The organism is Stutzerimonas chloritidismutans, from assembly GCF_020783375.1.
Lineage (GTDB): Bacteria > Pseudomonadota > Gammaproteobacteria > Pseudomonadales > Pseudomonadaceae > Stutzerimonas > Stutzerimonas kunmingensis.
The window spans coordinates 1,683,626-1,707,699 of sequence record NZ_CP086067.1 but is presented as its reverse complement, the minus strand read 5'-3'; the positions used below and the strand labels follow the sequence as shown (position 1 = coordinate 1,707,699).

Below are 24,074 nucleotides of genomic sequence, written 5' to 3'. Positions count from 1 at the left end.
CCTATTCAACAGCCTGCCGTGTTATCCAGCAGATATGATCCGTTCAATCGCAGCGACCTGCTTTGTCACAAGCTCGGCATCGGCTCGAGACTCGACATTCAGCCGCAGCAGTGGCTCGGTATTGGACATGCGCATGTTCATTCGCCAGTCGGCAAATTCGAGGCTGAGGCCATCGGCAGCGTCTAGGAGAGGGCGTTCCTGTTCGTAGTGCGCCTGGACGGCGGCAATCACCGCCTTCGCATCAGCGACTGTGTAGTTGATCTCCCCGCTGCAGGGGTAGGCAGCCATACGCGCGCCGACAAGCTCGGACAGCGGCTTGCCGTCACGACTCATAAGCTCCGCGACCAGCAACCAGGGGATCATGCCGCTGTCGCAATAGGCGAAGTCGCGAAAGTAGTGATGGGCGCTCATCTCGCCGCCATAAATGGCGTTTTCCTTGCGCATGCGCTCCTTGATAAACGCATGCCCCGTCTTGCTCTGGACGGCCTGACCGCCGTTCTGTGCACAGATATCGACAGTATTCCAGGTCAGCCGCGGGTCGTGGATGATTTTCGCCCCGGGCTCCTTCTTCAGGAAGGCTTCAGCGAGCAAGCCGACAATGTAGTACCCCTCGATGAATCCGCCCTTTTCGTCAAACAGGAAACAGCGATCAAAGTCCCCGTCCCAGGCGATCCCCATGTCTGCGGCATGGGCCTTCACGGCGTCGGCGGTCGCCGCTCGATTTTCCGGTAGCAGCGGGTTCGGTATGCCGTTGGGAAAGGAGCCGTCTGGCTGGTGGTTGACCTTAATGAACCGCAGCGGGACGCCAAGCCTCTCGAAACGCTCCTCCAGCGCGTCGATAACGTGGCCAGCGGCACCGTTTCCGGAATTGACTACCAACTTGAGAGGCTTGAGCGCCAGGGCGTCGACGTACCCGAGCAAGTGCTCGATATAGGCTTGAGCGCAGGATTCATGACTAAGGCTGCCCCGCATTGAAACCGCAGCGAATTGATTCTCCTCAGCCAGGCGCTGGATCTCTCTCAACCCGCTATCGCCGCTGATTGGCCGCGCGCCGCCCCGCACCAGTTTCATCCCGTTGAAATCAATGGGATTGTGGCTGGCAGTGACTTCGATCCCGCCATCCACATCAAGATGAAAAGCAGCAAAATACACTTCCTCGGTGCCGGTCATCCCTAGATCGATGACATTGCACCCCGCATCTATCAAGCCGCTGGCCAAAGCTCGCTTGAGCGGCTCGCTGGACAGACGCACATCCCCACCTATAACCACACACTTGGCGGAAAGGAACTGTGCATAAGCGCGCCCGATGCGATAGGCAATTTCGTCGTTGAGTTCGTCACCGAGACGCCCGCGAATATCGTAGGCTTTGAAACAGGTTAGCTTAGTCATAAATCCACAGACCTTGTCGCGCGTGCAGTCTTTACCGAAAAATGTTGAGATCGATTCCGACCCAGCAAAAAAGCATCAACCGACTTCGGCTTTGCCTTCCGCGAAATATTCTTATCTCTCTCGGCGGATACTAGCGTGCCCATAACAAAGCTGGAGGTCTTTGCTGCAGAACGGGCGATCCAAGCCCGGTGAGGAGGCTTTGCATCCGATCCAAGAGCAATAACGCACGCTGCAACCGAGCGCGCTTTGTTCGCGATTCGTTCATGGCGAAGCCTGGCCGGAGATAACGCACGAATGGACGCAGGCGCTGGATAAGCCAACGCAGAGATGGCCAGACTTGATGCTGCTTGTGCTTGGCTGGCGCGTAGTTTGGCAGTGACTACTAAGGTAGCGAGAAATCTCACCCCGATGCCGCCCCGACGACAAACCAGCGCCACGATGCCGGAAGCGAGAGTAGGAATGACACGAATGATTCGCCCAAGGGATACTTTGGCGAACGAGGAGTTGTCCCTGGACAGGTCTGCCACTGCCTGCCCGCGCGCTGCGCACTCTACTCGCAGGACGAGCGCCCAATCGTCGCGTTCTGCTTTTGACTGACCACTCGAACAGAGCTCTCCCGCTGCGGCGCCATGATGTTTAAGAGATAGATAACGCACGGATACTACTTCCACGGGTCATTTCTGACCGTCCTTGTGTTTTAAACCTGACTCGAAAGCGGTGCGCTAGGTAAGCCGGTCGAAGAAGGCGGGCATTATCCCTAAATGCCAATAACGATAGTGCCTGGAGTGATGAAAGGCTGTCTGAGACGCTAAGAGCGCAGGCGCCAGCCTGACGGCGTCGGATTTTGCCACGCCAGCCAAATAAAACCAGTCTTAGTCACAATTTTTTTGTGAATTATTTCCGCGGCGAGTTGTCGCTGGTCGGTACTTCGGTAGGAGAGTTATTCCTCATTAACCCGATCCCGCAATTCCTTCCCAGGCTTGAAATGCGGAACGAATTTGCCGTCGAGGCTGACGGATTGGCCGGTTTTGGGATTGCGGCCTACGCGGGGGGCGCGGTAGTGCAGTGAAAAGCTACCAAAGCCGCGGATCTCGATCCGGTCGCCAGTGGCCAGAGCCTGAGCCATTTGCTCAAGCATGGTCTTGATGGCCAGCTCGACATCCTTCGACGAAAGCAGCCCCTGCTGGGTGACGATTCGCTCGATCAACTCCGACTTGGTCATGGTTTTCCCTTCGTTTTCAAGCGGCTAGATCATTCGGGTTGCGGTCGTTTGTAGCATGTTGTTCAGAGTTTGAACAGCCCGAGCGGGATTGACGAGCAAGGAGTGCTTCGTTTGTCGGAGCACGACACGGAATGCAAAGGGACGGATGAGTAACCAGCCCTTGGCGTGATCGATGGAAAGCGAGAGCCGAGGTGAATCTTTCTTTTGGCAATAAAAAAGGCGGGCTAATAAGCCCGCCTTTCATTTATCTACCTACCGATCAATCCTCGCGATAGCGACGCAGCTTGAGCTGCTTGCCACCGACGCGGGTGTCCTTGAGTTTACCAAGCAAGCGCTCGAGACCGTCTTCCGGAAGCTCGACCAGGCTGAAGCTGTCGCGCACCTGGATGCGGCCGATGGCTTCGCGGGCTAGGCCGCCTTCGTTGAGGATGGCGCCGAGCAGATTGCGGGCAGCGATGCCGTCACGCGCTCCAAGCGGCGTACGGCAGCGGGCGCGGCCTTCGGCCAGCGGGACCGGAGCGCGACGCTCGCGATCACCACTACGCTCTGGACGATCCGAACGTTCGGTGCGCTCACGCGGGCTGCTGGTCGGAACCAACGGCTGCTCTCTTTCCACCTCGGCCAGGGTCAGAGCCTGACCATTGGTGGCCTTACGCAACAGTGCAGCGGCCAGAGCACGAGGGCTGCAACCGATGTCGGCAACCAGCTTGTCGAGCAACTCGCCATGGGTGGCTTCGGCATCGGCAACCAGCGGCGCGAGGCTGTTAGTGAGTTTCTTGATGCGGGCGTCCAGCACCTGCTGCGCATTCGGCAGACGGGCTTCAGCGACCTTCTGGTTGGTCACGCGCTCGATAACCTGCAGCATGCGACGCTCACGCGGGGTGACCAGCAGCAGCGCACGGCCTTCACGACCGGCACGGCCGGTACGGCCGATGCGGTGTACGTAGGACTCCGGATCGTAGGGCATGTCCACGTTGAATACGTGGGTGATGCGCGCCACGTCGAGACCACGGGCGGCGACGTCGGTGGCGACGACGATGTCCAGGCGGCCATCCTTGAGCGATTCGATAACGCGCTCACGCTGGTTCTGGGCGATATCGCCGTTCAGCGCAGCGGCCTTGTAGCCCTTGGCTTCCAGCGCGGCGGCCAGATCCAGCGTGGCTTGCTTGGTGCGCACGAAGGCAATCAGGGCGTCGAAATCCTCGACTTCCAGCAGACGCAGCACAGCCTGGATCTTCTGATCGGCATGGACCATCAGGTGTGCCTGCTCGATACGAGCGACGGTCTGGGTCTTGGCAGCGATCTTGATGTGCTGCGGCTCACGCAGGTGCTTTTCGGCAATCGCGCGAATGGAGTGCGGCAGCGTAGCGGAGAACAGAACAGTCTGACGGCTCTCTGGCATCGCTTCGAAGATCACTTCGAGGTCGTCCATGAAGCCCAGCTTGAGCATCTCGTCCGCCTCGTCGAGTACCAGGAAGCGGATGGTCGACAGCAGGCCACTGTTGCGGCTCAGGTGGTCAACCAGACGGCCCGGAGTCGCAACGATGACCTGCGCGCCCTGGCGAATGGCCTTGAGCTGCGGGCCCATGGGTGCGCCACCGTAGACCGCGACGACGGTCAGGCCAGGCATCTGCTTGGAATAGGTTTCGAATGCAGTGGCGACCTGCAGGGCCAGTTCGCGAGTCGGCGCGAGGATCAGTGCCTGCACTTCCTTACGAGCGGGATCGATCTTGGACAGGATCGGCAGCGCAAAGGCCGCGGTCTTGCCGGTACCGGTCTGCGCCTGGCCGATCATGTCGTGACCGCCAAGGATCACCGGGATCGCCTGAGATTGAATAGGGGATGGTTCTTCGTAGCCGACTGCGCTGATGGCAGCCAGAACAGCGGAGTGAATACCGAGTGCGGCAAAGCCGCCGATTTCCTGGGTCATGGGTCTTGTCTCTGATGCTCCGCAAGACCCATTGTTCCGAAGCTGCGCATGCCGTGCAAAACCCGAAGGTCACCCTGGCAGCCTGGTCGGCGGGGTTGCGAAAACGTATGAATGATGAATCGTCAAGGATAGCCCGCTCGAAGCGGACAGCAGCCGAAGCAGTGCTTCGTGTGTTGCAGTACCTGAACGCAGGCTGGGTTTCAGCCGGCGCGTACTATACCGGATTAACGTGAAGCTGTGCGGGTATTTTGCGCGGGCGGTTGGGCTACCGGGCGCACCGTTGGCCAGCAAGCCCCGCCGCGTGGCTCCCCTGCACCGAGCCAGGTGCACAGCAGCGGCACCGTGGCAGGTCTCGCCCTCGCGGCGGGCATCACTTTCAAGCAGCCTCGCTATTGGCGGCGCTGACGCGGAAGCGGCCGACCAGTTGGTGCAGCTTGCCAGCCGTATGACGAACACGTTCGGCGCTGTCCTGCAGCACGCCGAGGGTCTGCCCCATCTCATTGGAGGCCTGGTCGACGCCACGGATGGTCTGGCCGTAATGCAGGCTGCGCTCGTTCAGCCCCTTGATGATGTCGAACATGCGCTCGACGGTGTGATGCAGATGCACATTCTCCGAGGATGCCTCCTCGGTCAGGCGCAGGCTGCTGTCGACATTCTGGACCCCCCCCTCCATGAACGACACCGCCTGGCGCGTTTCCGCCTGCAGGCTCTCGACCTTGTGCCGAATGTCCTCTGCCGCCTTGGCCGTACGTTGCGCCAGTGAGCGGACCTCACCCGCCACCACGGCGAAGCCGCGACCATGATCCCCTGCCCTGGCCGCCTCGATTGCCGCGTTCAGTGCCAGCAGATTGGTCTGCGTGGTGATGTCGCTGATCAGGCCGACGATCTCATCGATCTCGCCCATGCGGCTGTCAAGCAGCTGAACACTCTGAGCCGAGCGCTGCACCACATCACGGATCGATTCGGTACCGTTACGCACGGTGTCGAAACGCTCGCGGGCACGCTGCATCACCTCGTCCATGGCGCCCTTCATTTCCTCGGCGGTCATCGATGCCTGCTGAATTTCGCCAAGTTGCTCCTCCACCAGCAGCAACAATTGATGGATCGATTCGGCCACATCGCTGGTGGTCTGCCCCGCTTCGCTGCTGCGTTCGAGCATCAGCTCGTTGTCCTGACGAACGTGTTTCGAGACCTGGATCACCTGGCCGACCACACCGTCCAGGCTGTCGATGAAACTGTTGATCCAGCGCCCCATGTCGCCACTCTCATCGCGCTGCATGGTGCTGCTGTCGACCCTTTGGCGCAGATTGCCCTCGCCTTCGGCCAGCGTACGAATCACTTCGGTCATCTCCTGCATGCGAGCAGCCAGCCGTCGCGGACCGAAGGACGCGAACGCCCAGGCCCCCAGCAGGAGCAGCAAACCGTTGACCAGGTGCAGCGCGGTGGTGGACAGACCGCTGAACTCCTGCAGCAGACTGCCGATGGCGAACAGCGTGGTCACCGTGAGCAGATAGGTCTTCATCAGCCCGACGCTCAGCGAACGGCGACGATAGACCTCCTCCAGATCCGCCTCGCACATCATCCCCCAACGGTCTTGCGAGCCTTGCAGCTGAAAGGTAACGCCCTTGCCGATGACCGGAATGTGTCGGTAGTCCGAGTAGCCGGGATAGGTGACGAACAGGTTGGCACCCTTGGCGATCGTCTCCCGCACACCAGGATGCAACTGGCCGGTGGCCGGATCGGTAAAACGCAATTCCAGCTCGGTATGCTGCTGCACGCGCACCGTTCCCCAGCGCGTGTGCACACCGCTTTTCAGGTTCTCGCCGTGGCTGAAGGTGGCATCTTCGAAGCGCGAGCGTGACAGCGCCGTGCCGGTCTGAACCCTGCTGTCGAAGCGCGACTCCACCATGAACAGGTAGTTGTCACCCGATTCCGGGTAGACGTGGCCGGCCTCGCGCTGGATGAGGTCACCGATCACATCATTGGGCACCCGCGCGCAGATGCAGCCGAGACACTTACCGCCAACATGCACCGGCTGGTAGAACATCAGGGTGACCGCATCATGGAAGCGCGACGTGCTCGCGCCCAGGCGCTGGGTCAGCGGATCACGGTAGGGCCCGAGCAGGAACGGCTCGCTCAGCCCGCGCGCCACCGCTCTGCCATCGAGATCCTGTTGCCCGACATGAACCGCGCAGGTGGATGCCAGCACGCGGCCTTGTGGGTCGATGACGAACAGCTCGGAAATATCCGGCAGCTGTGCCCGTTTCCCCTCCAGCACATCGCTAGCGACGTGGCCAACGGCTTCGCCCAGATTGGCGGCCAGGTCCGCAAGATGATCCCAGTGACTGGCGACCCAGTTCTGCAGGATGCGCACCCGTGACTGCGCAACGCCCTCGAACACCTGCTCCACCGCGGGATACACGCCACGATTCAACCAGCACGACCAGCGCATCGCCAGCTTGCCGGTTGGCCCTGACCACGGAAGCCAATGGCGCTCGCTAGCGGACAGATGCATCAGATTGCTTTGAAGATGAGGCACGGGGATTCCTTACTGCCGACAAAACATGCTGGCTTTTTGCAATTAGCAGACCAGCCATGCCGTCACGTTTGCTCATCAGCGCGGCAAGACACAGCGCTCCAGCATTGATTAACTGCTGGCTTCGTGGGCCCCAAAAACTGAGTGGGACGAGTGAGGCCCCGCGATAGAGCCGCGCGTCGCGATTTTCGGCACCGGACGGCGCCGGTCAGTACGCACCGATATGGAACAGCCACAAACCTTCAATACCGTCGACGCACCCGTTCGGTGCAGAGTTAGCTCGCGGGCCGCAGTGCCGCAATCAACGAATCCAGCGAATAGCCCAGGCGCGGCGCCAACACTTCGGCCCGCTGGCGCAGCCCGGTCATGTCCAGCTGCTGATCGAGATCCGCTGGCACCAGCAGCACCACGTTGCCCTCCTTCACGGGGCACTCCCAGTAATGCCGATGATAGAGGCCACGCAGCAGCGCCGCGCCCAACGGGCGATCGTCATCGGTGCCCCATTGATTGATGATCAGCCAGCCGCCCGGATTGAGTTTTTCCTGACAGCGCTTGAGGAACGACCAGGCCAGATGCGCGGCATCCGGGCCTGCATCGTTGTACAGGTCGACGAAGATCAGATCGGAACTCTCGGCGGTATCCAGCAACTCGGTGGCATCGCCGATGCGGATATACAGCCGCGAGTCGTTCTGCAAGCCGAGGTACTGCATCGCAAGCTCCGGCACCGCCGGCCGCAGCTCAATGACCTCGACGTCCTCCAGCGGCAGGAACTGCAGACAGGCCTGCGTCAGGTTGCCGGCACCAAGCCCTAGAAACAGTGCGGTTTCCGGTTCTGCATGACAAAGCCCACCGAGCAGCATCGCGCGGGTGTAATCGTATTCAAGCCAGGCAGGATCGGCGGTGAATACGCAGCTTTGTTCGACCGCCGCGCCAAACTCGAGAAAACGGTAGTCGCCCACCTCGAGTACGCGAATCAGCCCGAAAGCGTCATGCACTTCGGCGAGCAGACGTTCCTCTTTGTCCATCAATGTGCTCCGCAGCTATCCGATCACCAGCGTGTCGGCGAACGCATCTTACGCAGCCCCATAGGCCATCGCTATCTCCGGGGCCCGGGCGCTTCAGGTAAAATCGCCGCACTTTTATCAGTTGGAACGATCATGAACGACGCCTGGAGCCCCGATAGCTGGAAAAGCAAGCCGATCCAGCAGCAGCCCGAATACCCGGATGCCGAACACCTCTCGCGCGTTGAACGCACCCTGGCCGGCTTGCCACCGTTGGTCTTCGCCGGCGAAGCACGGGAGCTAAGACGGCAGTTCGCCGAGGTGACCCAGGGCCGCGCGTTCCTGTTGCAGGGCGGCGATTGTGCCGAGAGTTTCGCCGAATTCTCGGCCACCAAGATTCGCGACACCTTCAAGGTCCTGCTGCAGATGGCGATCGTCATGACTTTCGCGGCCGGCTGCCCGGTGGTAAAGGTCGGGCGTATGGCCGGCCAGTTCGCCAAGCCCCGCTCGGCCGGTGACGAAACCGTCGATGGCATGACGCTGCCGGCTTACCGGGGCGATATCGTCAATGGCATCGACTTCAACGCGCAAAGCCGCGTGCCGGACCCGGAGCGTCTGCTGCAGGCCTACCATCAGTCCACCTCCAGCCTGAACCTGCTGCGTGCATTCGCCCAGGGCGGTTTCGCCGACCTGCACCAGGTGCACCAGTGGAACCTGGATTTCATCGCCAACTCGCTGTTGGCCGAGAAGTACCACCAGCTCGGCGCACGCATCGACGAAACGCTGAAATTCATGCGCGCATGCGGCCTGGACGGCGCGCCACAGTTGCGCGAGACCAGCTTTTTCACGGCTCACGAGGCACTGTTGCTGAACTACGAGCAGGCTTTCGTCCGCCAGGACAGCCTCAGCGGCGGCTGGTACGACTGCTCCGCGCACATGCTGTGGATCGGTGACCGCACCCGTCAGCTCGACGGCGCGCATGTCGAATTCCTGCGCGGAGTGGGCAATCCCATCGGCGTGAAGGTCGGCCCGAGCATGGACAGCGAGGAGCTGATCCGCCTGATCGACATCCTCAACCCGCAGAACGACCCCGGTCGCTTGAACCTGATCGTGCGCATGGGCGCCGACAAGGTCGAAGCCGGCCTGCCGCGACTGGTGCGTGCGGTGCAGAACGAAGGTCGCCATGTGCTCTGGAGTTCCGACCCGATGCATGGCAACACCATCAAGGCGTCCAGCGGCTACAAGACGCGGGACTTCGAGAAGGTGCTCGCCGAAGTGCGTCAGTTCTTCGATGTGCATCGTACCGAGGGCAGCTACCCCGGCGGGATTCATATCGAGATGACCGGACAGAACGTCACCGAATGCATCGGCGGTTCGCGGCCGATCACCGAAGCCGGCCTCAGCGATCGCTATCACACCCAGTGCGACCCGCGGTTAAACGCCGATCAGTCGCTGGAAATGGCGTTCATGATCGCGGAAACCCTGAAGCAACTGCGGCCCAACTAATGGCGAGGTAGAAGCCGCAGGCTGCCGGTCACGGTGCGCGACACTTGTCGCGCACCGATCGGCAAGTGAAAGGGCATAAAAAACCCGGCGCCAGGCCGGGTTTCTTTTTCGAGCAGTCTGCGTGGCCTATCAGGCCTTGACGCGGGACTTGTACTCGCCGGTGCGGGTGTCGATTTCGATCGAGTCGCCGATTTCGCAGAACGCGGAAACCTGCAGCTCGGCACCGTTCTTCAGGCGAGCGGTCTTCATGACCTTGCCAGAAGTATCGCCACGCACGGACGGCTCGGTGTAAACGATTTCGCGAACGATGGTGGTCGGCAGTTCGACGGAAATCACCTTGTCGTTGTAGAAAACGGCCTCGCAGACGTCGGTCATGCCGTCTTCGATGAAGGTCATCACACCTTCCAGGTCGTCTTTTTCGATTTCGTACTGGTTGAACTCGTCGTCCATGAACACGTACAGCGGGTCGGCGAAGTAGGAATAGGTCACTTCCTTGCGCTCGAGGATGACCGGCTCCAGCTTGTCGTCAGCCTTGTAAACGGTCTCGGTAGCCGAACCGTTGAGCAGGTTCTTCAACTTCATCTTGACCACGGCACTGTTACGGCCGGACTTGTTGAACTCGGCTTTCTGGATGACCCAGGGTGCGCCGTTGATGATGGCCACCTGGCCGGCACGGAACTCTTGTGCGGTTTTCATACGAAATATCCGAAGGGGAATTAGAGACAAAAAACAGGCCGCGTATCATAGGGTCTGTTCCCGCCTGGTCGCAAGCCACGTTGCTGCGCCAAATGGCGCCATGCGGAGCGGCGTACAACAAGGCGCGGAGATCAGGCCACGGCCTTTCCCCACCATAATTGAAGGTGCGATCGCACGCTAAGCGTGAACAGCACCTAGCCAATCGGTGTAGAAAAACACCAGCTTTCCGGCCAGATCGCCATTGGCCACCTGCTCGTGGGTCCAGGCTTCGGCATGCTCGAGCAACGCCGGATACTCGCGGACCAGAGCCGTCCAGGCTTCGCCAGCCCCCTGCCCGGCGTTCCAGGCACGCCAGAACTCGCGCAGGGCTGCGTTGGCCGTGGGCGACAGCTCATGCGCGTACAGATCGAGAAAGGCATGGAGTTTATCCCAGTGGGCATCGTCTTCCTGAGGATAGATGTGCCACACCAGCGGTCTGCCGGCCCACTGGGCGCGGATAAAGGACTCCTCCCCGCGCACTGCGTTGAAATCGCAGCTCCACAGCAGCAGGTCGTATTCGTCTTGAGTCATGAACGGCACGATGCAAAGCTGCAGACTGCCGCGCCGATGCTGATCGCCCGCATGCAGGCTCGGCACGCCAAGCCAGGCGGCAACATCGCCAAGTACTCGCCCTTCCGGGACCAGCAGCTGGTTGCTGCGCGAATCGGCCGCGAGGGCGTCTAGCCAACCCGCGACCGCAGTGTTTTCGTAGGCGAACAAGGACAACAGGCGCGCGCCGGGCTGTCGCGCTACGCCGAGCGAGGCAAGAAAAGCGGTCTGTTGCGCCATATCGCTCTGAAATTCCGCACGGCGCAACATCAGATCGGCTTCACGGATCAGACCGCCGGTCCGGGCTTCGAAGCCCGGAAAGAAGAAGTACTTCTGCAAGCCGTTGGCCTGCAGCGAGGGCAGCGCATGGCAGCCGACGATCCAGTCCTCGGCACTCAGATACTCGAGGTTCAGCCAGAGGATGCGACGACCGCTGGCAGCCATGGCATTGATGTAGGGCTGCGGCAGATTGCAGGCGAACGCCTCGATGACCACATCGGCTGGCTCGGTAGCTGACCATTGGCCGGACCAGCGCCGGACCTCCACGCCTTCGTGCAGCTGCTGTTCCGCCTCGGCATTGGCCGCCGGGCACAGCCGAGCGAAGGTATCCAGGTCATCCACCCACAGCCGCACGTGCTGACCGTGTTCCGCCGCCAGCTGCCGGGCCAGGCGCCAGGTGACGCCGATGTCACCGAAGTTATCCACGACTGCGCAGAAGATGTCCCACTTCGCTTTTACAGACAAAACCGTGCTCCTCGAGCCGATACCGGCACTTCGTGCCTCTGGAAACGCTGCGCAGGATACAAGGTTGGCGCCAGCAACCGGTTGCCATGCCACAACAGGAACGGCAGACGCGCGTATACGCCCGAGCCTGCAAAGGCGTCAGCGGATTCAGATAAGAGAGAAAGGAAAAACGAGAAGATCGTTATGGAGGTGAACCCTACCAGCCACACCCCGGCACACAATGTCACCGCTGCGGCTGCTCCCTTCCGGGCCTGACCGGGTTCACGGCTGATCGTTGCGAGGGGACCGGCAGGGCCCACCATAACGAAACCCGCCTGGCGGCGAGCGGCGCCATTGTACCGGCTTATCAGCAACTTACAACCACAGACTGCTGCCACGCTTACGGCAGGCCGCTTGCATCCTCTTCCATGAAGCGCCAGCAACCCGACTATCAATGGATTGAACCGGCGAGCGGTATGCGCATTGCGTCGAAAGCCTCTAGCCAAAGACCAACGTCTGTCCGAGGATGGACAGGCTCAAGCGCTATCGAACGCTTGTCATGAAACCATGCTGTGCAGCGATTCGCTGTGCGGCTGATGGCAACAGCACACGAGGTAATCATGAGCAAGGCTCCAATCGCCGTCATCGGAACCGGGATCGCGGGGCTCTCCGCTGCGCGCGCCCTCCACGATGCCGGGCAGGCAGTACATCTGTTCGACAAGAGCCGCGGCAGCGGCGGCCGCATGGCCAGCAAACGCAGCGATGCGGGCTCGCTCGACCTGGGCGCGCAATACTTCACCGCCCGGGATCGTCGCTTTGGCGAAACCGTCCGCCAGTGGCAGAGCGAAGGCTGGGTCGATCAATGGTCGCCCAGCATGTACCAGTCCCATGACGGTCAACTGAAACCATCTGCCGACGAGCAGGTGCGCTGGGTCGGCACACCGACGATGAGTTCGATCACCCGCGGGTTGCTGGGCGACATGCCGGTCAACTTCAGCTGCCGCATCACCGAAGTGTTTCGCGGCGAGCAGTTCTGGACGCTGGTCGATGCCACAGGCGTAAGCCACGGACCATTCAGCCAGGTGGTGATTGCCGTGCCGGCGCCGCAGGCGGCTGCGCTGCTCTCCAGCGCGCCCAAGCTCGCCGCCGTCGCCGCCAGCGTAGCCATGGAGCCCACCTGGGCGGTCGCGCTGGGCTTCGCGACTCCGTTGAACACCATGCTGGAAGGCTGCTTCGTTCGCGACGATGCGCTGGACTGGATTGCTCGCAACCGCAGTAAGCCCGGCCGCAACGGCGAGCTGGATACCTGGGTTCTGCACGGCACCAGCAGCTGGAGCCGACAGCACCTCGACCTGCCCAAGGAGGCGGTGATCGAGCGCATGCATGGCGCATTCGCCGAGCTGATCGATTGTGTGGTGCCGGCCCCGGAGTTCACCTTGGCCCATCGCTGGCTGTATGCCCGCCCGGCCCAGGCCCACGAATGGAATGCCCTGGCCGACGCCGGGTTGGGTCTTTACGCCTGCGGCGACTGGTGCCTGTCCGGCCGAGTGGAAGGCGCCTGGCTTAGCGGCCAGGAAGCGGCGCGCCGGCTGCTTGAGAATCTGTAGAGCGACTGCCAGCGGCTGATCTGACCCAGGTCAGCCGTACGCGCAAGGCCAGCTGCTATGATCGCGCGCTTTCTGCACTGGCCCCCTTCAGCGGAGTTCCGATGAATCCCTCCACCCTGATCGGCATCGTCGCGAGCATCGGACTGCTCGCCGTCGTCATGCTCTTCGCCGCCAAAGAACCCGCGCTGTTCATCGACCTGCCAAGCCTCGGCATCGTACTGGTCGGCACCCTGGCGGCGACCTTTATCAGCTATCCGTTGCGCGAAGTCACCCGAGTGTTCGGGCTGATCTGGACCGTGATGCGCAACGAGCGCCTGTACACCCGGCAGGATCTCGATGAGCTGGTGCAGATCTCGCGACTGTGGATCAGCGGTGATCTACCTGCGGTGGAAAAAGCGGTCGAGCAGGTCAGCAATCCCTTTCTGCGCACCGGCGTGCAGCTGGTGATCGACAACACCCCGGAAGAAGACATCCTGGAACTTCTGCAATGGCGTATCGCACGACTGCGCGCCCGGGAGAATGCCGAGGCACAGCTGTTCCGGGCGATGTCCAATTATGCGCCGGCGTTCGGCATGATCGGCACGCTGGTCGGACTGATCAACCTGATGTTCATGCTCGGTAGCGGCAATATGGACCTGATCGGCCGCAGCCTCGCGGTCGCGCTGATGACGACCTTCTACGGCGTGCTGCTGGCCAACCTGATCCTCAAACCAGTGGCCGTGAAGCTCGAACGGCGTACCGAGCAACGCGTGGCGCTGATGAATCTGGTGATGCAGGGCATCTCGATGATGTGCAATCGCCGCAGCCCGGCCTACATGCGCGAAACGCTCAAGTCGTTCATCGCCCACCACGACGACGAAATTCGCGACGGCAGCCCCGCCGCACCGCGCAGCGCGCCGCAGGACGAACGCACGTGAACGGCCAGGCATCGCAGGGCAGCCGCTTCTCCCGCTGGCATATCGAGCCGCAGCGAGAGGAAGAGCAGGAAGCCTGGCTGATCACCTACCTGGACATGCTCACCCTGCTGTTGGTGATGCTGGTGATCATGCTGGCGCTGGCCGGCAAGGGCGAAGGCCAGCAGAGCGAGCCCGCGATGGTAGAAGCCACACAGCAGGCGGCTGGCGATCAGCTGGTAGCACTGCAGCCAAGCGCTTCACCCATACCATCGATCGTGCCGCTACCGGCGCCGGCGGCTGATACGCAGCAGGACGACACGAGCGAAGCGAAGCCCGATCTGGCGCTGGGCGACGACATCGAGGTCATCGTCAACGATGGCAGCATCAGCTTTCGAATCAGCAGCGAAATTCTGTTCGGCTCAGGGCGGGCGGAGCTGGAAGACGCCGGGCTGGATGTGATCGACCGATTGGTCCCGACCCTCGCCGCAGGCGGTCATCGGATCATCGTCGAGGGCCATACCGACAATCTGCCCATCCAGACTGAGCGCTTTCCGTCCAACTGGGAGCTTTCCGCCAGCCGCGCCAGCAGCGTGGTGCGCTACCTGCAGCTGGCCGGCATCGAATCGACGCGGCTGAGCGCAACCGGCTACGCCGACACGCGACCGCTCGCCGACAACGGCGACGAACAGGGTCGCGCCAGCAACCGCCGCGTCGAGCTGATCATGCAGACCGAGGCGGACAAGCCCTGACGCGTCAGCCCAGCGCGGTATCGAGGAACATCATCACCGCGAAGCCCACCATGAGGCCCAGCGTGGCGGGCGTCTGATGGCCGTTGCGGTGGGTTTCCGGGATCACCTCGTGGGATACCACGAAGATCATTGCCCCCGCGGCCAGGCCGAGGCTGATGGGATAGGCGATGGCGAAGCCGCTGGACATGCCGATACCCACCAGCGCGCCGATCGGCTCCATCAGCCCGGATGCCGCGGCGACCAGCACCGAACCCAGCGCCGACAACCCGGTGGTGCGCAACGCCAGCGCGACGGCCAGGCCCTCGGGAATGTCCTGAATGGAGATCGCCGTGGTCAGCGGCAGGCCAACGCTCAGGTCGCCATTGGCGAAGCTCACACCGATGGCCATGCCTTCGGGAATGTTGTGCAGCGCAATGGCGAGCACAAACAGCCAGACCCTGTTCAGGCGTTCGCACTCGGGACCACAGGGGCCAGTGCTTTCATGCTCGTGCGGCGTGAAGTAATCCAGACCGAGCATGAGCAACACGCCAAGACCCAGGCCGACCACCACCGTCAGCGCCGCAGCCGGGCCGTTACCGAACAATTCACGCCCCGCTTCCAGCCCCGGAAGGATCAGGGAGAAAGCGCTCGCAGCGAGCATCATGCCGGCGGCAAAGCCAAGCATGCTGTCCTGGGTGCGAGTAGAAATGTCACGCAGGCCGATCGCCAGAAACGCGCCGACCGCCGTCGCTACGAAACCGGCGCTGCCGCCCAACAGCGCGTAGCGAACGTTGCCCGCCTCGCTGCTCTGCAAAGCGTTGGCGGTACCCGCCACTAGCAGTAACAGCACCGCCACTGCAGTTGCCGCAAGACCGAAGGTGATCCAGGGGTTGGCTTGCGCCTGTGCGAGCCAGGCAGCGCGCAGAGTGGCCGCCGGGCTTTGAACGGTGGACGCCATGATTTCAGAATCCTCGATGCGGGCGGCCAGTGTACTCCGCCACGCCTGCTCCAGAGCCTATGGTCACGATAGCCGCAGACCATCGCCCGACCTGCGCGCAACGCCCGCGTTGTACCCCCATGGGTATGACCGTAAGCTTGGCGGGTTCGATGGCCCGGAGGGGCCGCATTAAGGAGTGGTCCGTCGTGCCCGCTGCAAAAACCATTCGTCGCGCGCTTTTGCTGATCATCCCGGTCCTGCTGCTGGCCGGCTGGATGATCTGGCGCCAGCTTCAAGGGCCGGAACTGAACGGCTATCGCCTGGAAACACGCCCACTGGTGCAACGCGTGGTCGCCAGCGGCGAGGTGGACAGCCAGTCGCTGGCGCAGGTCGGCAGCGAAATCACCGGCGTTGTCGCCGTGCGCCATGTGCGCGAGGGCGATGCGGTAAAGGCTGGCGATCTGTTGCTGGAGCTGCGCGACGACGAGCAGCGCGCCCGCCTGCGCGAGGCGGAAGCGGCCCTGCGGCAGCTGATCGATTCCAGCCGCCCTCAGGCACAGGCCACCCTGCGCGAGGCACAGAACAACCTCGAACAGGCCGATCGCGAACTCCAGCGCCGGGAGACACTGTTCGAACGCAAGCTCCTGGCCTCCGAGGCGCTTGAGCAGGCTCGCCGCGCAACGCTGACTGCGCGTGTGGTCCGTGATCGCGCCCGCTTCGCCGCCGCGGCCGTGGGCGAAGGCGGCAGCGAGGAACAGGTCCTGCGTCAGCGCCTGGAAGCGGCGCGCGCGAACCTGGCGAAAGCCCGCATCCACGCCCAGGTCGACGGCATCGTGCAGACGCGCGAAGTCGAACCCGGCGACCTGGTACAGCCCGGCCGCACCCTGCTGACGATCGCCCGCTCCGGCAGTAGCGAAATCCTGCTGCCTCTGGACGAAAAGAATCTGGCCCCGATTGAACTGGGCCAGGCCGCCAGGATCATCGCCGATGCCTACCCGGATCGCGTGCTGCCGGCACGCGTCAGCTTCATCGCGCCGGGCGTCGATACCGCCCGTGGGACCATCGATGTCCATCTCGACCTGCTGGAGCCAGCCGACTTCCTGCGTCAGGGCATGACCGTCTCGGTGAACATCGAGACCGGCCGACGCGAGCAAGCCCTGGTATTGCCCAACGATGCGCTGCGCGCCCGCGACGGAACACGCGCCCAGGTATTGCGCGTCAATAATGGCGTGGTCGAGCGGGTCAGCGTGCGTCTGGGAATGCTGGGCACGGCGCTGAGCGAAGTGAGCGAAGGGCTGGCCGCTGGTGATCTGGTGCTGATCGGCGACGCCGAGGAAGGCCAGCGCGTACGCGTGCGTGAGCAAGCGATTCCAACCGGCATTCAGGACTGACTGCATGCACCTGGCCGACTCGCTGTGGACCGAATGGAAGATCGCCCTGCGCTTCTTGTTGGACAACCGCATGCAGACGTTGCTGATCATGTTCGGTATCGCCGTCGGCTCGGCGGTGATCGTGTTCATCACCGCGCTGATCACCGGCCTGCAGGCCAATGTGGTCGAGCGCACCCTGGGCACCCAGGCGCATATCCGCATCCTGCCGCCGGACGAGGTCAACCGCATTCTGCCCGCCGATGACCATAGCTGGTCGCTGGTGCTGGAGAGCCCGCGGGCGCAGCGCCTGCGCTCGATCATCAACTGGCAGGACGTACGCGACGTGCTCGACCAGGACACACAGATCCTCGCGGTGTCGCCGGTGATCAGCGGCCCGGCCATCGCCCGACGCGGCGTGGCCCGCGCCTCGGTGGCGCTGCTCGGCATCGACCCGCCGCGCTATCAGCGCATCATCCCGCTGGCAGACGACCTGATCGCCGGGCAGTTCACCGTGGGCGCCGGCCACGCGGTTATCGGCAAGGAACTGGCACGCGACCTCGGCCTGGGCATCGGCGACAAGCTGCGTTTGGACGCCGGCGAAGGCCGCGAGGCGGTCGTCGATATCGCCGGCATCTTCGAGCTGGGCGTGCGCGAGCTGGATGCGCGCTACGTGTACCTGGACCTGAAACAGGCGCAGACACTGCTCGACCTGCCCGGCGGCGTCACGGTGATCGATACCACGGTCGCCGAGATCTTCGAGGCCGATCAGGTCGCCGAGCGCCTCGCGCGCCTCACCGGGCTGCGCGCCGAAAGCTGGATGGAAACCAATGGGCAACTGCTCAACGCGCTCGCCTCGCAGAGCATGACCACGGAAATGATCCGTGTATTCGTCGGTATCTCCGTGGCCTTTGGCATCGCCAGCGTGCTCGCCGTGAGCGTCGTCCAGCGCACCCGCGAGATCGGCATCCTGCGCGCCATGGGCAGCCCGCGCGGGCAGATCCTGCGCGTGTTCCTGCTGCAGGGCGGGCTGCTCGGGCTGCTCGGTTCGGCCTGCGGCGGAGGCGTCGGCTGGGGCCTGGTGCAGGTTTTCAATCTGTTTGGCCCGCGACTGTTCACCATTCCGGTCGATCCGACGCTGGTGCCGCTGGCCATGCTGGTAGCGACAATCACCGGCGTGCTGGCGGCGGCGATGCCGGCGCGGCGTGCGGCGCGCTACGACCCTGCGGTGGCGATTCGATATGTCTGAAACCCTGCCAGCCAGCCCGGCCAATGAGGTCCTGCGCCTGGAACAGGTACGCAAGGCCTTCAACATAGGCACACCACTGGAAACCGAGGTGTTGCACGGTATCGACCTGCGTCTGAGCCGTGGTGAGCTGGCCGCGCTGATCGGCCCGTCCGGCTCAGGTAAGAGCACGCTGCTGAACCTGATCGGCCTGCTCGATACGCCCAGCTCCGGCGAGCTGTACGTGCTCGGCCAGGCGACACGCGACAGCAACGACGAAGCGCGCACGCACCTGCGCAACCAGGCAATCGGTTTCGTGTTCCAGTTTCACCACCTGATCTCGGCGTTCAGCGTGCTGGAGAACGTGCTGATGCCGCTGATGATTCGCCACGGCAAGCCGTCACACGCGGATATCGACCTGGCTCGCGGCCTGCTCGACGAAGTCGGACTGGCGCAGTTCGCCGGCAAGAAGCCGACGCAGATCTCCGGCGGCCAGCAGCAACGAGTTGCCATCGCCCGGGCGCTGGTGACCCGCCCGCCTCTGTTGCTGGCCGACGAGCCGACCGGCAATCTCGATACCCGCACCGCGCAAAGCGTGTTCGAGCTATTTCATCGCATCAATGCCCAGTTCGGCTGCGCAATACTGGTGGTGACCCATGATCCACGGCTTGCGGCCGATTGCGGGCGGACCATACAGCTGGTCGATGGCCATATCGTCAGTGACGCTGCCAATCCGCCCAGTCGCTGACCCGACAGCCGCTGCGCCCCTTCCATAGCGGGTCGCGGCGAATGTCCCGTCACCAGCTAATAACTATTAAGTCTAAGCATATAACCTAAATCAGGGCTAACATCACTCCACATACATACCCCTACCGGTATTAATCTTGGAGAGGAGCGCGTCCATGAATGCCCATATCGAACCCTTCTTCGATCCCGCGACTTTCACCTACAGCTACGTGGTCAGCGATCCGCAGACACGCCAATGCGCGGTGATCGATTCGGTGCTGGACTACGATCCGGCATCCGGCCGTACCTCCCATGCTACCGCCCAGCGTCTGGTCGACTATGTACGCGAGCAGGACCTCAAGGTGCAGTGGCTGCTGGAAACCCACGTGCACGCCGACCATCTGAGCGCCGCGCCGTACCTCAGGCAGCAACTAGGTGGTCAGCTGGCGATCGGTGATCGCATCACCGTGGTGCAGGACACCTTCGGCAAGCTGTTCAACGCCGGTACTGGCTTTGCGACCGATGGCCGCCAGTTCGACCACCTGTTCCACGATGGCGATACCTTCCAGGTCGGCAACATCCAGGCGCGCGCCATCCATACCCCGGGACACACCCCGGCCTGCATGACCTATGTCATCGGTGATGCGGCGTTCGTCGGCGACACGCTGTTCATGCCCGATTACGGCACTGCCCGTTGCGATTTCCCAGGCGGCGACGCGCGCACGCTGTACCAGTCGATCCAGAAGCTGTTCGCCCTGCCGGGCGACACACGGGTATTCATGTGCCACGACTACAAGGCGCCCGGCCGTGAAGAGTTCCTCTATGAAACGACCATCGCCGCCGAACGCGAACACAACGTGCACGTGCACGCCGGCATCAGCGAGGACCAGTTCGTCGCCATGCGCACGGCACGGGATGCCACGCTGGGCATGCCGACGCTGATCCTGCCCTCTGTGCAGATCAACATGCGCGGCGGCGAGCTGCCCGAGCCGGAAAGCAACGGCACGCGCTACCTGAAGATCCCCCTGGACGTGCTGTAGCCCCAAGCGTGGAGGACGTCGACATGCAAACAATAAAACGACTGACCCCTTTCATCTCCGTCGCTGCCCAGTTGCAACCGGCGGACATGGCGCTGCTCGCCGGCAGCGGATTTCGCTGCGTCATCAACAACCGCCCAGACAACGAGGGCGAAGGCCAGCCGTCCAGCGAGGCCATGCGCACCGCCGCCGAGGCGTCCGGCCTTGAGTATCACCATCTACCGGTCGTATCCGGGCAGATCACTGATGCCGACGTCGCGGCCTTCCGAGCGCTACTGGCGCGGATCAAGGGGCCAGCACTGGCGTTCTGTCGCACCGGGACACGCTCGGCCTCGCTCTGGGCACTGGCCGAGGCCCATCACCTCGACCCGCAGGTGTTGCTGCAGACAGCCCAGCAAGCCAGTTACGACCTCAGCGGCCTGCTGCCACGCATGCAGGGTTACTGGCAGTCGACAACCGATCTGCCGCTGCCGGGCGCTTCGAAATTCGCCGTCACGCCGCGCTACGACGTCCTGGTGATTGGCGGCGGCGCGGCCGGCTGCGCCGTGACAGCCAGTTTGCTCAAGCGCGACCCCGAACTGCGCGTCGCAATCATCGAACCCCGTGAACAGCACTACTATCAGCCCGGCTGGACGCTGGTAGGCGCCGGCGTGTTCGACCGCGCCGCCACCGAGCGCGCAATGAGTCGCTGCATTCCGTCCAAGGCGCAATGGATCCGCGCGGCTGCCGAAGCCTTCGAGCCGGAGCACCAGCAAGTGGTGCTCGAAGACGGCAGCCGCATCGGCTATCGGGCGCTGGTGGTCTGCCCGGGCCTGAGCCTCGACTGGGACGCCATCGAAGGCGCCCGCGACAGCCTCGGCAAGTTCGGCGTGACCTCGAATTACGCCTTCGAACTGGCGCCCTACACCTGGCAACTGGTGCAGAACCTGCGCGGCGGCAAGGCGCTATTCACCCAGCCACCCATGCCGATCAAGTGCGCCGGCGCACCGCAGAAGGCGATGTACCTGTCCTGCGATCACTGGCGCCAGCAAGGCGTGCTGAAGGATATCGAGGTCGACTTCTGTTCGGCTGGCGCGGTGCTGTTCGGCGTCGCAGACTTCGTGCCCGCGCTGATGCAGTACGTCGAGCGCTACGGCGCGCGGCTGAACTTCAACCACAATCTGGTGGCTGTCGACGGACCGGCGCGCAAGGCCTGGTTCAAGGTGACCGACAGCGCCGGGCAAAGTACCACGGTGGAGCGTGAGTTCGATCTGCTGCACATGGTGCCACCGCAGCACGCACCGGACTTCATTCGCCACAGCGCCCTGGCCAACGCCGACGGCTGGTTCGAGGCCGAGCACGAGACGCTTCGGCATCCGCGCTTCGGCAACGTCTTCAGCCTCGGCGATGTGTGTTCCGCGCCCAACGCCAAGACCGCAGCAGCGGTGCGCAAACAGGCACCGGTGGTCGCCGAAAACGTGCTGAGTGTGCTCAAGGGCAGCGGCCCGCGGGCGATCTACGATGGTTACGGCTCCTGCCCGCTGACCGTCGAGCACGGCAAGGTGATCCTCGCCGAGTTCGGCTATGGCGGAAAGCTGCTGCCGACGTTCCCGCTCGACCCGAAAGTGCCGCGCCGCCTGGCCTGGAAGCTGAAGACCCAATGGATGCCGTCGATCTACTTCGAGATGATGCTCAAGGGCCATGAATGGCTGGCCGAGCCGAAGCATCTGGACTTCGAACCGCGCCCGGCCGAGGCACCCGACGCTTGCGACTTCACCCAGGAGAAGAAGGGATGAAGCAGCGCTTGGCTCGCTACATGCCCATATTGGAGTGGGTCAGGCACTATGATCGCGCGGCCGCGGCCAAGGACAGCCTGGCCGCGCTGATCGTAACGCTGATGCTGATCCCACAGAGCCTCGCCTACGCCATGCTCGCCGGCCTGCCGCCAGTGACCGGCCTGTACGCCAGCATGCTGCCGCTGATCGCCTATACCCTGTTCGGCACCAGTCGCACCCTGGCAGTCGGCCCGGTGGCAGTGGTATCGCTGATGACTGCGGCCGTCTTGGGACCGTTGTTCGCCCCGGGTAGCGCGGAATATGCGAGCGCGGCCATGCTGCTGGCGCTGCTCTCCGGCGCGGTGCTGCTGCTCATGGCCATGCTGCGCCTGGGCTTTCTGGCGAATTTCCTCAGCCATCCGGTGATTTCCGGCTTCATCAGCGCTTCGGGCATCCTCATCGCTCTCGGCCAGCTCAAGCACATCCTCGGCATCTCAACCGGAGGTGAAAACGCCGTGGAGCTGATTTGGGGCCTGCTCGGAACACTGTCGCAAATGCATCTGCCGACGTTCATCGTCGGCACGACGAGCCTGCTATTTCTCTACCTGGTGCGCAGCCGCCTCTCCACTTGGCTGCAGCGTTTGGGTATGAGTCCGCATATCGCCGGCACACTGAGCAAGATCGGGCCGGTCGCCGCCTTGCTGCTGGCGATAGCGGCGGTCAGCGTCTTTCAGCTCGCCGATGCCGGCGTGCGGGTAGTCGGTGCGGTGCCTGGCGGCCTACCCAGCATGAGGCTGCCGACGCTGGATATGACGCTAGCACTGCAACTGTTGCCTGCAGCGGTGCTGATCAGCCTGGTCGGCTTCGTCGAGTCGGTTTCCGTGGCGCAGACCCTGGCGGCCAAGCGCCGCGAACGCATCGAGCCTAACCAGGAACTGGTCGCGCTTGGCGGCGCCAATGTCGCCGCGGCCCTCAGTGGTGGCTTTCCGGTAACCGGCGGCTTCGCCCGCTCGGTGGTCAACTTCGATGCTGGCGCACAGACGCCGCTGGCTGGTGCGCTGACCGCAGTGGGCATCGGCCTCACCGTGCTGCTGTTCACGCCACTGTTCCGCAATCTGCCACACGCGGTACTGGCCGCGACGATCATTGTCGCTGTGCTCAGCCTGGTGGACCTCTCCGCCCTGCGTCGCACCTGGCGCTACTCCCGACAGGACGCCGCGGCCATGGCTGCCACCATGCTCGGTGTGCTGCTGATCGGCGTGGAAAGCGGCATCCTGCTCGGTGTCGGCCTATCGCTGCTGCTGTTCCTCTGGCGCACCAGCCAGCCGCATATTGCCGTGGTCGGCCAGCTGCCGGGTAGCGAGCATTTTCGCAACATCGAGCGCTTCGCCGTAATACAGAGCCCGAGGGTGCTCTCAGTGCGCGTCGACGAGAGCCTGTATTTCCCCAATGCGCGCTTCCTCGAAGACCGCGTCGCCGAGCTGATCGGGCGCTATCCGCAGGCCGAGCACCTGGTGCTGATGTGTCCAGGCGTGAACCTGATCGACGCCAGCGCCCTGGAGAGTCTTGAGGCCATCACGGCCCGCTTGCACACCGCAGGCATCCAGCTCCATCTTTCCGAGGTCAAGGGGCCGGTCATGGACCGATTACGGAACACTGATTTCCTCGCTCATTTGGGCGGTCAGGTTTTCATCAGCCAGTACGAAGCGCTGCTCGCACTGGACCCGGACACCACCCACCATGCCCGTGAACGGCAGCGTGAATGTTTTGGCAACATCAAGGAGAACGCAGGATGAAGAACGCACATGACCTCGTCGAACTGGCCCGGGCCCACGTACAGGAAGTCGCAGTCGCGGATGCCGACGCCGCGATCCAGGCAGCGGACGTGCTGATCGACGTGCGCGAGGCGGATGAGTTTCGTGAGGGCCATATCGCCGGCGCCCTCAACATTCCGCGGGGGCTGCTGGAGTTCAAGCTCAGCGGCACACCGGAACTCGCCGCGCGCGACATGAACATCGTGCTCTATTGCAAGACCAGCGGTCGCGCCGCACTGTCCGCAGCAGCGCTGCAGGACATGGGCTACCTGCATGTCCAGTCGATCGCCGGCGGGTTCGACGCCTGGATCGGCGCGAACAAGCCCGTTGTGAAGCCGAGCCTGCCCAGTTTCGAATAGCCGGATCGCAGCGCGCAGACAAAAAAAGGCCGA

General features: G+C 63.0%; 19 protein-coding genes and 1 other RNA gene. 11 read left to right on the top strand and 9 right to left on the bottom strand.

Going from position 1 to position 24,074, the window contains the following annotated elements; genetic code table 11:
• Positions 1 to 21: 21 nt before the first annotated feature.
• From LLJ08_RS08050 to LLJ08_RS08030, 5 genes are all read right to left on the bottom strand, one after another.
• Positions 22 to 1,389, bottom strand: coding sequence for a phosphohexomutase domain-containing protein (locus LLJ08_RS08050; protein WP_228208627.1), 1,368 nt, complete (start codon positions 1,387 to 1,389; stop codon positions 22 to 24).
• Positions 1,390 to 2,329: 940 nt separating this feature from the next.
• Positions 2,330 to 2,611, bottom strand: a complete 282-nt coding sequence (ihfB, locus tag LLJ08_RS08045) for an integration host factor subunit beta (protein ID WP_221104613.1) — start codon at positions 2,609 to 2,611, stop codon at positions 2,330 to 2,332.
• Positions 2,612 to 2,870: 259 nt separating this feature from the next.
• On the bottom strand, positions 2,871 to 4,541 hold the full coding sequence (locus LLJ08_RS08040; protein WP_015276649.1) for a DEAD/DEAH box helicase: 1,671 nt from the start codon (positions 4,539 to 4,541) through the stop codon (positions 2,871 to 2,873).
• Positions 4,542 to 4,917: 376 nt separating this feature from the next.
• On the bottom strand, positions 4,918 to 7,080 hold the full coding sequence (locus LLJ08_RS08035) for a methyl-accepting chemotaxis protein (RefSeq protein ID WP_228208626.1): 2,163 nt from the start codon (positions 7,078 to 7,080) through the stop codon (positions 4,918 to 4,920).
• Positions 7,081 to 7,352: 272 nt separating this feature from the next.
• Positions 7,353 to 8,102, bottom strand: coding sequence for a spermidine synthase (locus tag LLJ08_RS08030; RefSeq protein WP_023444991.1), 750 nt, complete (start codon positions 8,100 to 8,102; stop codon positions 7,353 to 7,355).
• Between the two features lie 132 nt (positions 8,103 to 8,234).
• Between LLJ08_RS08030 and LLJ08_RS08025 the strand changes: the two genes are divergently transcribed.
• Positions 8,235 to 9,584 carry a class II 3-deoxy-7-phosphoheptulonate synthase gene (locus LLJ08_RS08025; protein ID WP_228208625.1) on the top strand — a complete coding sequence of 450 codons (1,350 nt, stop codon included), beginning with the start codon at positions 8,235 to 8,237 and terminating at the stop codon, positions 9,582 to 9,584.
• 129 nt (positions 9,585 to 9,713) lie between these two features.
• On the opposite strand, the gene efp is transcribed toward LLJ08_RS08025, so the two are convergent.
• The 3 genes from efp to ffs all read right to left on the bottom strand — a co-directional run bounded on the left by efp (position 9,714) and on the right by ffs (position 11,903).
• Positions 9,714 to 10,280: an elongation factor P gene (gene efp, locus LLJ08_RS08020; RefSeq protein ID WP_003280508.1), complete on the bottom strand. Its 567-nt coding sequence runs from the start codon at positions 10,278 to 10,280 to the stop codon at positions 9,714 to 9,716.
• Between the two features lie 177 nt (positions 10,281 to 10,457).
• Complete coding sequence (gene earP / locus LLJ08_RS08015) at positions 10,458 to 11,612, bottom strand: elongation factor P maturation arginine rhamnosyltransferase EarP (RefSeq protein WP_221104373.1); 1,155 nt, start codon at positions 11,610 to 11,612, stop codon at positions 10,458 to 10,460.
• Positions 11,613 to 11,806: 194 nt separating this feature from the next.
• Positions 11,807 to 11,903, bottom strand: an RNA gene (gene ffs, locus LLJ08_RS08010) — signal recognition particle sRNA small type.
• Positions 11,904 to 12,211: 308 nt separating this feature from the next.
• On the opposite strand from ffs, the gene LLJ08_RS08005 reads away from it, so the two are divergent.
• From LLJ08_RS08005 to LLJ08_RS07995, 3 genes are all read left to right on the top strand, one after another.
• Positions 12,212 to 13,198: an NAD(P)/FAD-dependent oxidoreductase gene (locus LLJ08_RS08005; protein WP_228208624.1), complete on the top strand. Its 987-nt coding sequence runs from the start codon at positions 12,212 to 12,214 to the stop codon at positions 13,196 to 13,198.
• A 101-nt stretch (positions 13,199 to 13,299) separates the two neighbouring features.
• Entirely contained in the window at positions 13,300 to 14,115 is an 816-nt protein-coding gene (locus LLJ08_RS08000; protein WP_003299513.1) for a motility protein A, read from the top strand.
• Positions 14,112 to 14,843: an OmpA/MotB family protein gene (locus LLJ08_RS07995; protein WP_046622121.1), complete on the top strand. Its 732-nt coding sequence runs from the start codon at positions 14,112 to 14,114 to the stop codon at positions 14,841 to 14,843. The genes LLJ08_RS08000 and LLJ08_RS07995 overlap by 4 nt, the downstream gene beginning before the upstream one ends.
• A 4-nt stretch (positions 14,844 to 14,847) precedes the next feature.
• On the opposite strand, the gene LLJ08_RS07990 is transcribed toward LLJ08_RS07995, so the two are convergent.
• The gene (locus LLJ08_RS07990) at positions 14,848 to 15,780 is read right to left on the bottom strand and encodes a ZIP family metal transporter (protein ID WP_003299516.1); all 933 of its coding nucleotides are present in this window, start codon (positions 15,778 to 15,780) and stop codon (positions 14,848 to 14,850) included.
• 185 nt (positions 15,781 to 15,965) lie between these two features.
• Between LLJ08_RS07990 and LLJ08_RS07985 the strand changes: the two genes are divergently transcribed.
• The 7 genes from LLJ08_RS07985 (at position 15,966) to LLJ08_RS07955 (ending at position 24,041) form a co-directional block, all read left to right on the top strand.
• Positions 15,966 to 17,150, top strand: a complete 1,185-nt coding sequence (locus tag LLJ08_RS07985) for an efflux RND transporter periplasmic adaptor subunit (protein ID WP_228208623.1) — start codon at positions 15,966 to 15,968, stop codon at positions 17,148 to 17,150.
• A 4-nt stretch (positions 17,151 to 17,154) separates the two neighbouring features.
• Positions 17,155 to 18,375: an ABC transporter permease gene (locus LLJ08_RS07980; RefSeq protein WP_213573784.1), complete on the top strand. Its 1,221-nt coding sequence runs from the start codon at positions 17,155 to 17,157 to the stop codon at positions 18,373 to 18,375.
• Entirely contained in the window at positions 18,368 to 19,099 is a 732-nt protein-coding gene (locus tag LLJ08_RS07975; RefSeq protein ID WP_228208622.1) for an ABC transporter ATP-binding protein, read from the top strand. Before LLJ08_RS07980 ends, LLJ08_RS07975 begins: the two co-directional genes overlap by 8 nt.
• A gap of 154 nt (positions 19,100 to 19,253) precedes the next feature.
• Entirely contained in the window at positions 19,254 to 20,117 is an 864-nt protein-coding gene (locus LLJ08_RS07970) for an MBL fold metallo-hydrolase (RefSeq protein WP_228208621.1), read from the top strand.
• A gap of 23 nt (positions 20,118 to 20,140) precedes the next feature.
• The gene (locus tag LLJ08_RS07965; protein WP_101274896.1) at positions 20,141 to 21,889 is read left to right on the top strand and encodes a bifunctional protein tyrosine phosphatase family protein/NAD(P)/FAD-dependent oxidoreductase; all 1,749 of its coding nucleotides are present in this window, start codon (positions 20,141 to 20,143) and stop codon (positions 21,887 to 21,889) included.
• Positions 21,886 to 23,664, top strand: a complete 1,779-nt coding sequence (locus tag LLJ08_RS07960; RefSeq protein ID WP_228208620.1) for a SulP family inorganic anion transporter — start codon at positions 21,886 to 21,888, stop codon at positions 23,662 to 23,664. The genes LLJ08_RS07965 and LLJ08_RS07960 overlap by 4 nt, the downstream gene beginning before the upstream one ends.
• Entirely contained in the window at positions 23,661 to 24,041 is a 381-nt protein-coding gene (locus tag LLJ08_RS07955) for a rhodanese-like domain-containing protein (RefSeq protein WP_228208619.1), read from the top strand. Before LLJ08_RS07960 ends, LLJ08_RS07955 begins: the two co-directional genes overlap by 4 nt.
• Positions 24,042 to 24,074 lie beyond the last annotated feature (33 nt).

Coding starts and splice junctions, on each gene's coding strand:
- LLJ08_RS08050 (WP_228208627.1), bottom strand. CDS start 1,389: ATGACTAAGCTAACCTGTTTCAAAGCCTACGATATTCGCGGGCGTCTC.
- ihfB (WP_221104613.1), bottom strand. CDS start 2,611: ATGACCAAGTCGGAGTTGATCGAGCGAATCGTCACCCAGCAGGGGCTG.
- LLJ08_RS08040 (WP_015276649.1), bottom strand. CDS start 4,541: ATGACCCAGGAAATCGGCGGCTTTGCCGCACTCGGTATTCACTCCGCT.
- LLJ08_RS08030 (WP_023444991.1), bottom strand. CDS start 8,102: ATGGACAAAGAGGAACGTCTGCTCGCCGAAGTGCATGACGCTTTCGGG.
- LLJ08_RS08025 (WP_228208625.1), top strand. CDS start 8,235: ATGAACGACGCCTGGAGCCCCGATAGCTGGAAAAGCAAGCCGATCCAG.
- efp (WP_003280508.1), bottom strand. CDS start 10,280: ATGAAAACCGCACAAGAGTTCCGTGCCGGCCAGGTGGCCATCATCAAC.
- LLJ08_RS08005 (WP_228208624.1), top strand. CDS start 12,212: ATGAGCAAGGCTCCAATCGCCGTCATCGGAACCGGGATCGCGGGGCTC.
- LLJ08_RS08000 (WP_003299513.1), top strand. CDS start 13,300: ATGAATCCCTCCACCCTGATCGGCATCGTCGCGAGCATCGGACTGCTC.
- LLJ08_RS07990 (WP_003299516.1), bottom strand. CDS start 15,780: ATGGCGTCCACCGTTCAAAGCCCGGCGGCCACTCTGCGCGCTGCCTGG.
- LLJ08_RS07980 (WP_213573784.1), top strand. CDS start 17,155: ATGCACCTGGCCGACTCGCTGTGGACCGAATGGAAGATCGCCCTGCGC.
- LLJ08_RS07975 (WP_228208622.1), top strand. CDS start 18,368: ATGTCTGAAACCCTGCCAGCCAGCCCGGCCAATGAGGTCCTGCGCCTG.
- LLJ08_RS07970 (WP_228208621.1), top strand. CDS start 19,254: ATGAATGCCCATATCGAACCCTTCTTCGATCCCGCGACTTTCACCTAC.
- LLJ08_RS07965 (WP_101274896.1), top strand. CDS start 20,141: ATGCAAACAATAAAACGACTGACCCCTTTCATCTCCGTCGCTGCCCAG.
- LLJ08_RS07960 (WP_228208620.1), top strand. CDS start 21,886: ATGAAGCAGCGCTTGGCTCGCTACATGCCCATATTGGAGTGGGTCAGG.
- LLJ08_RS07955 (WP_228208619.1), top strand. CDS start 23,661: ATGAAGAACGCACATGACCTCGTCGAACTGGCCCGGGCCCACGTACAG.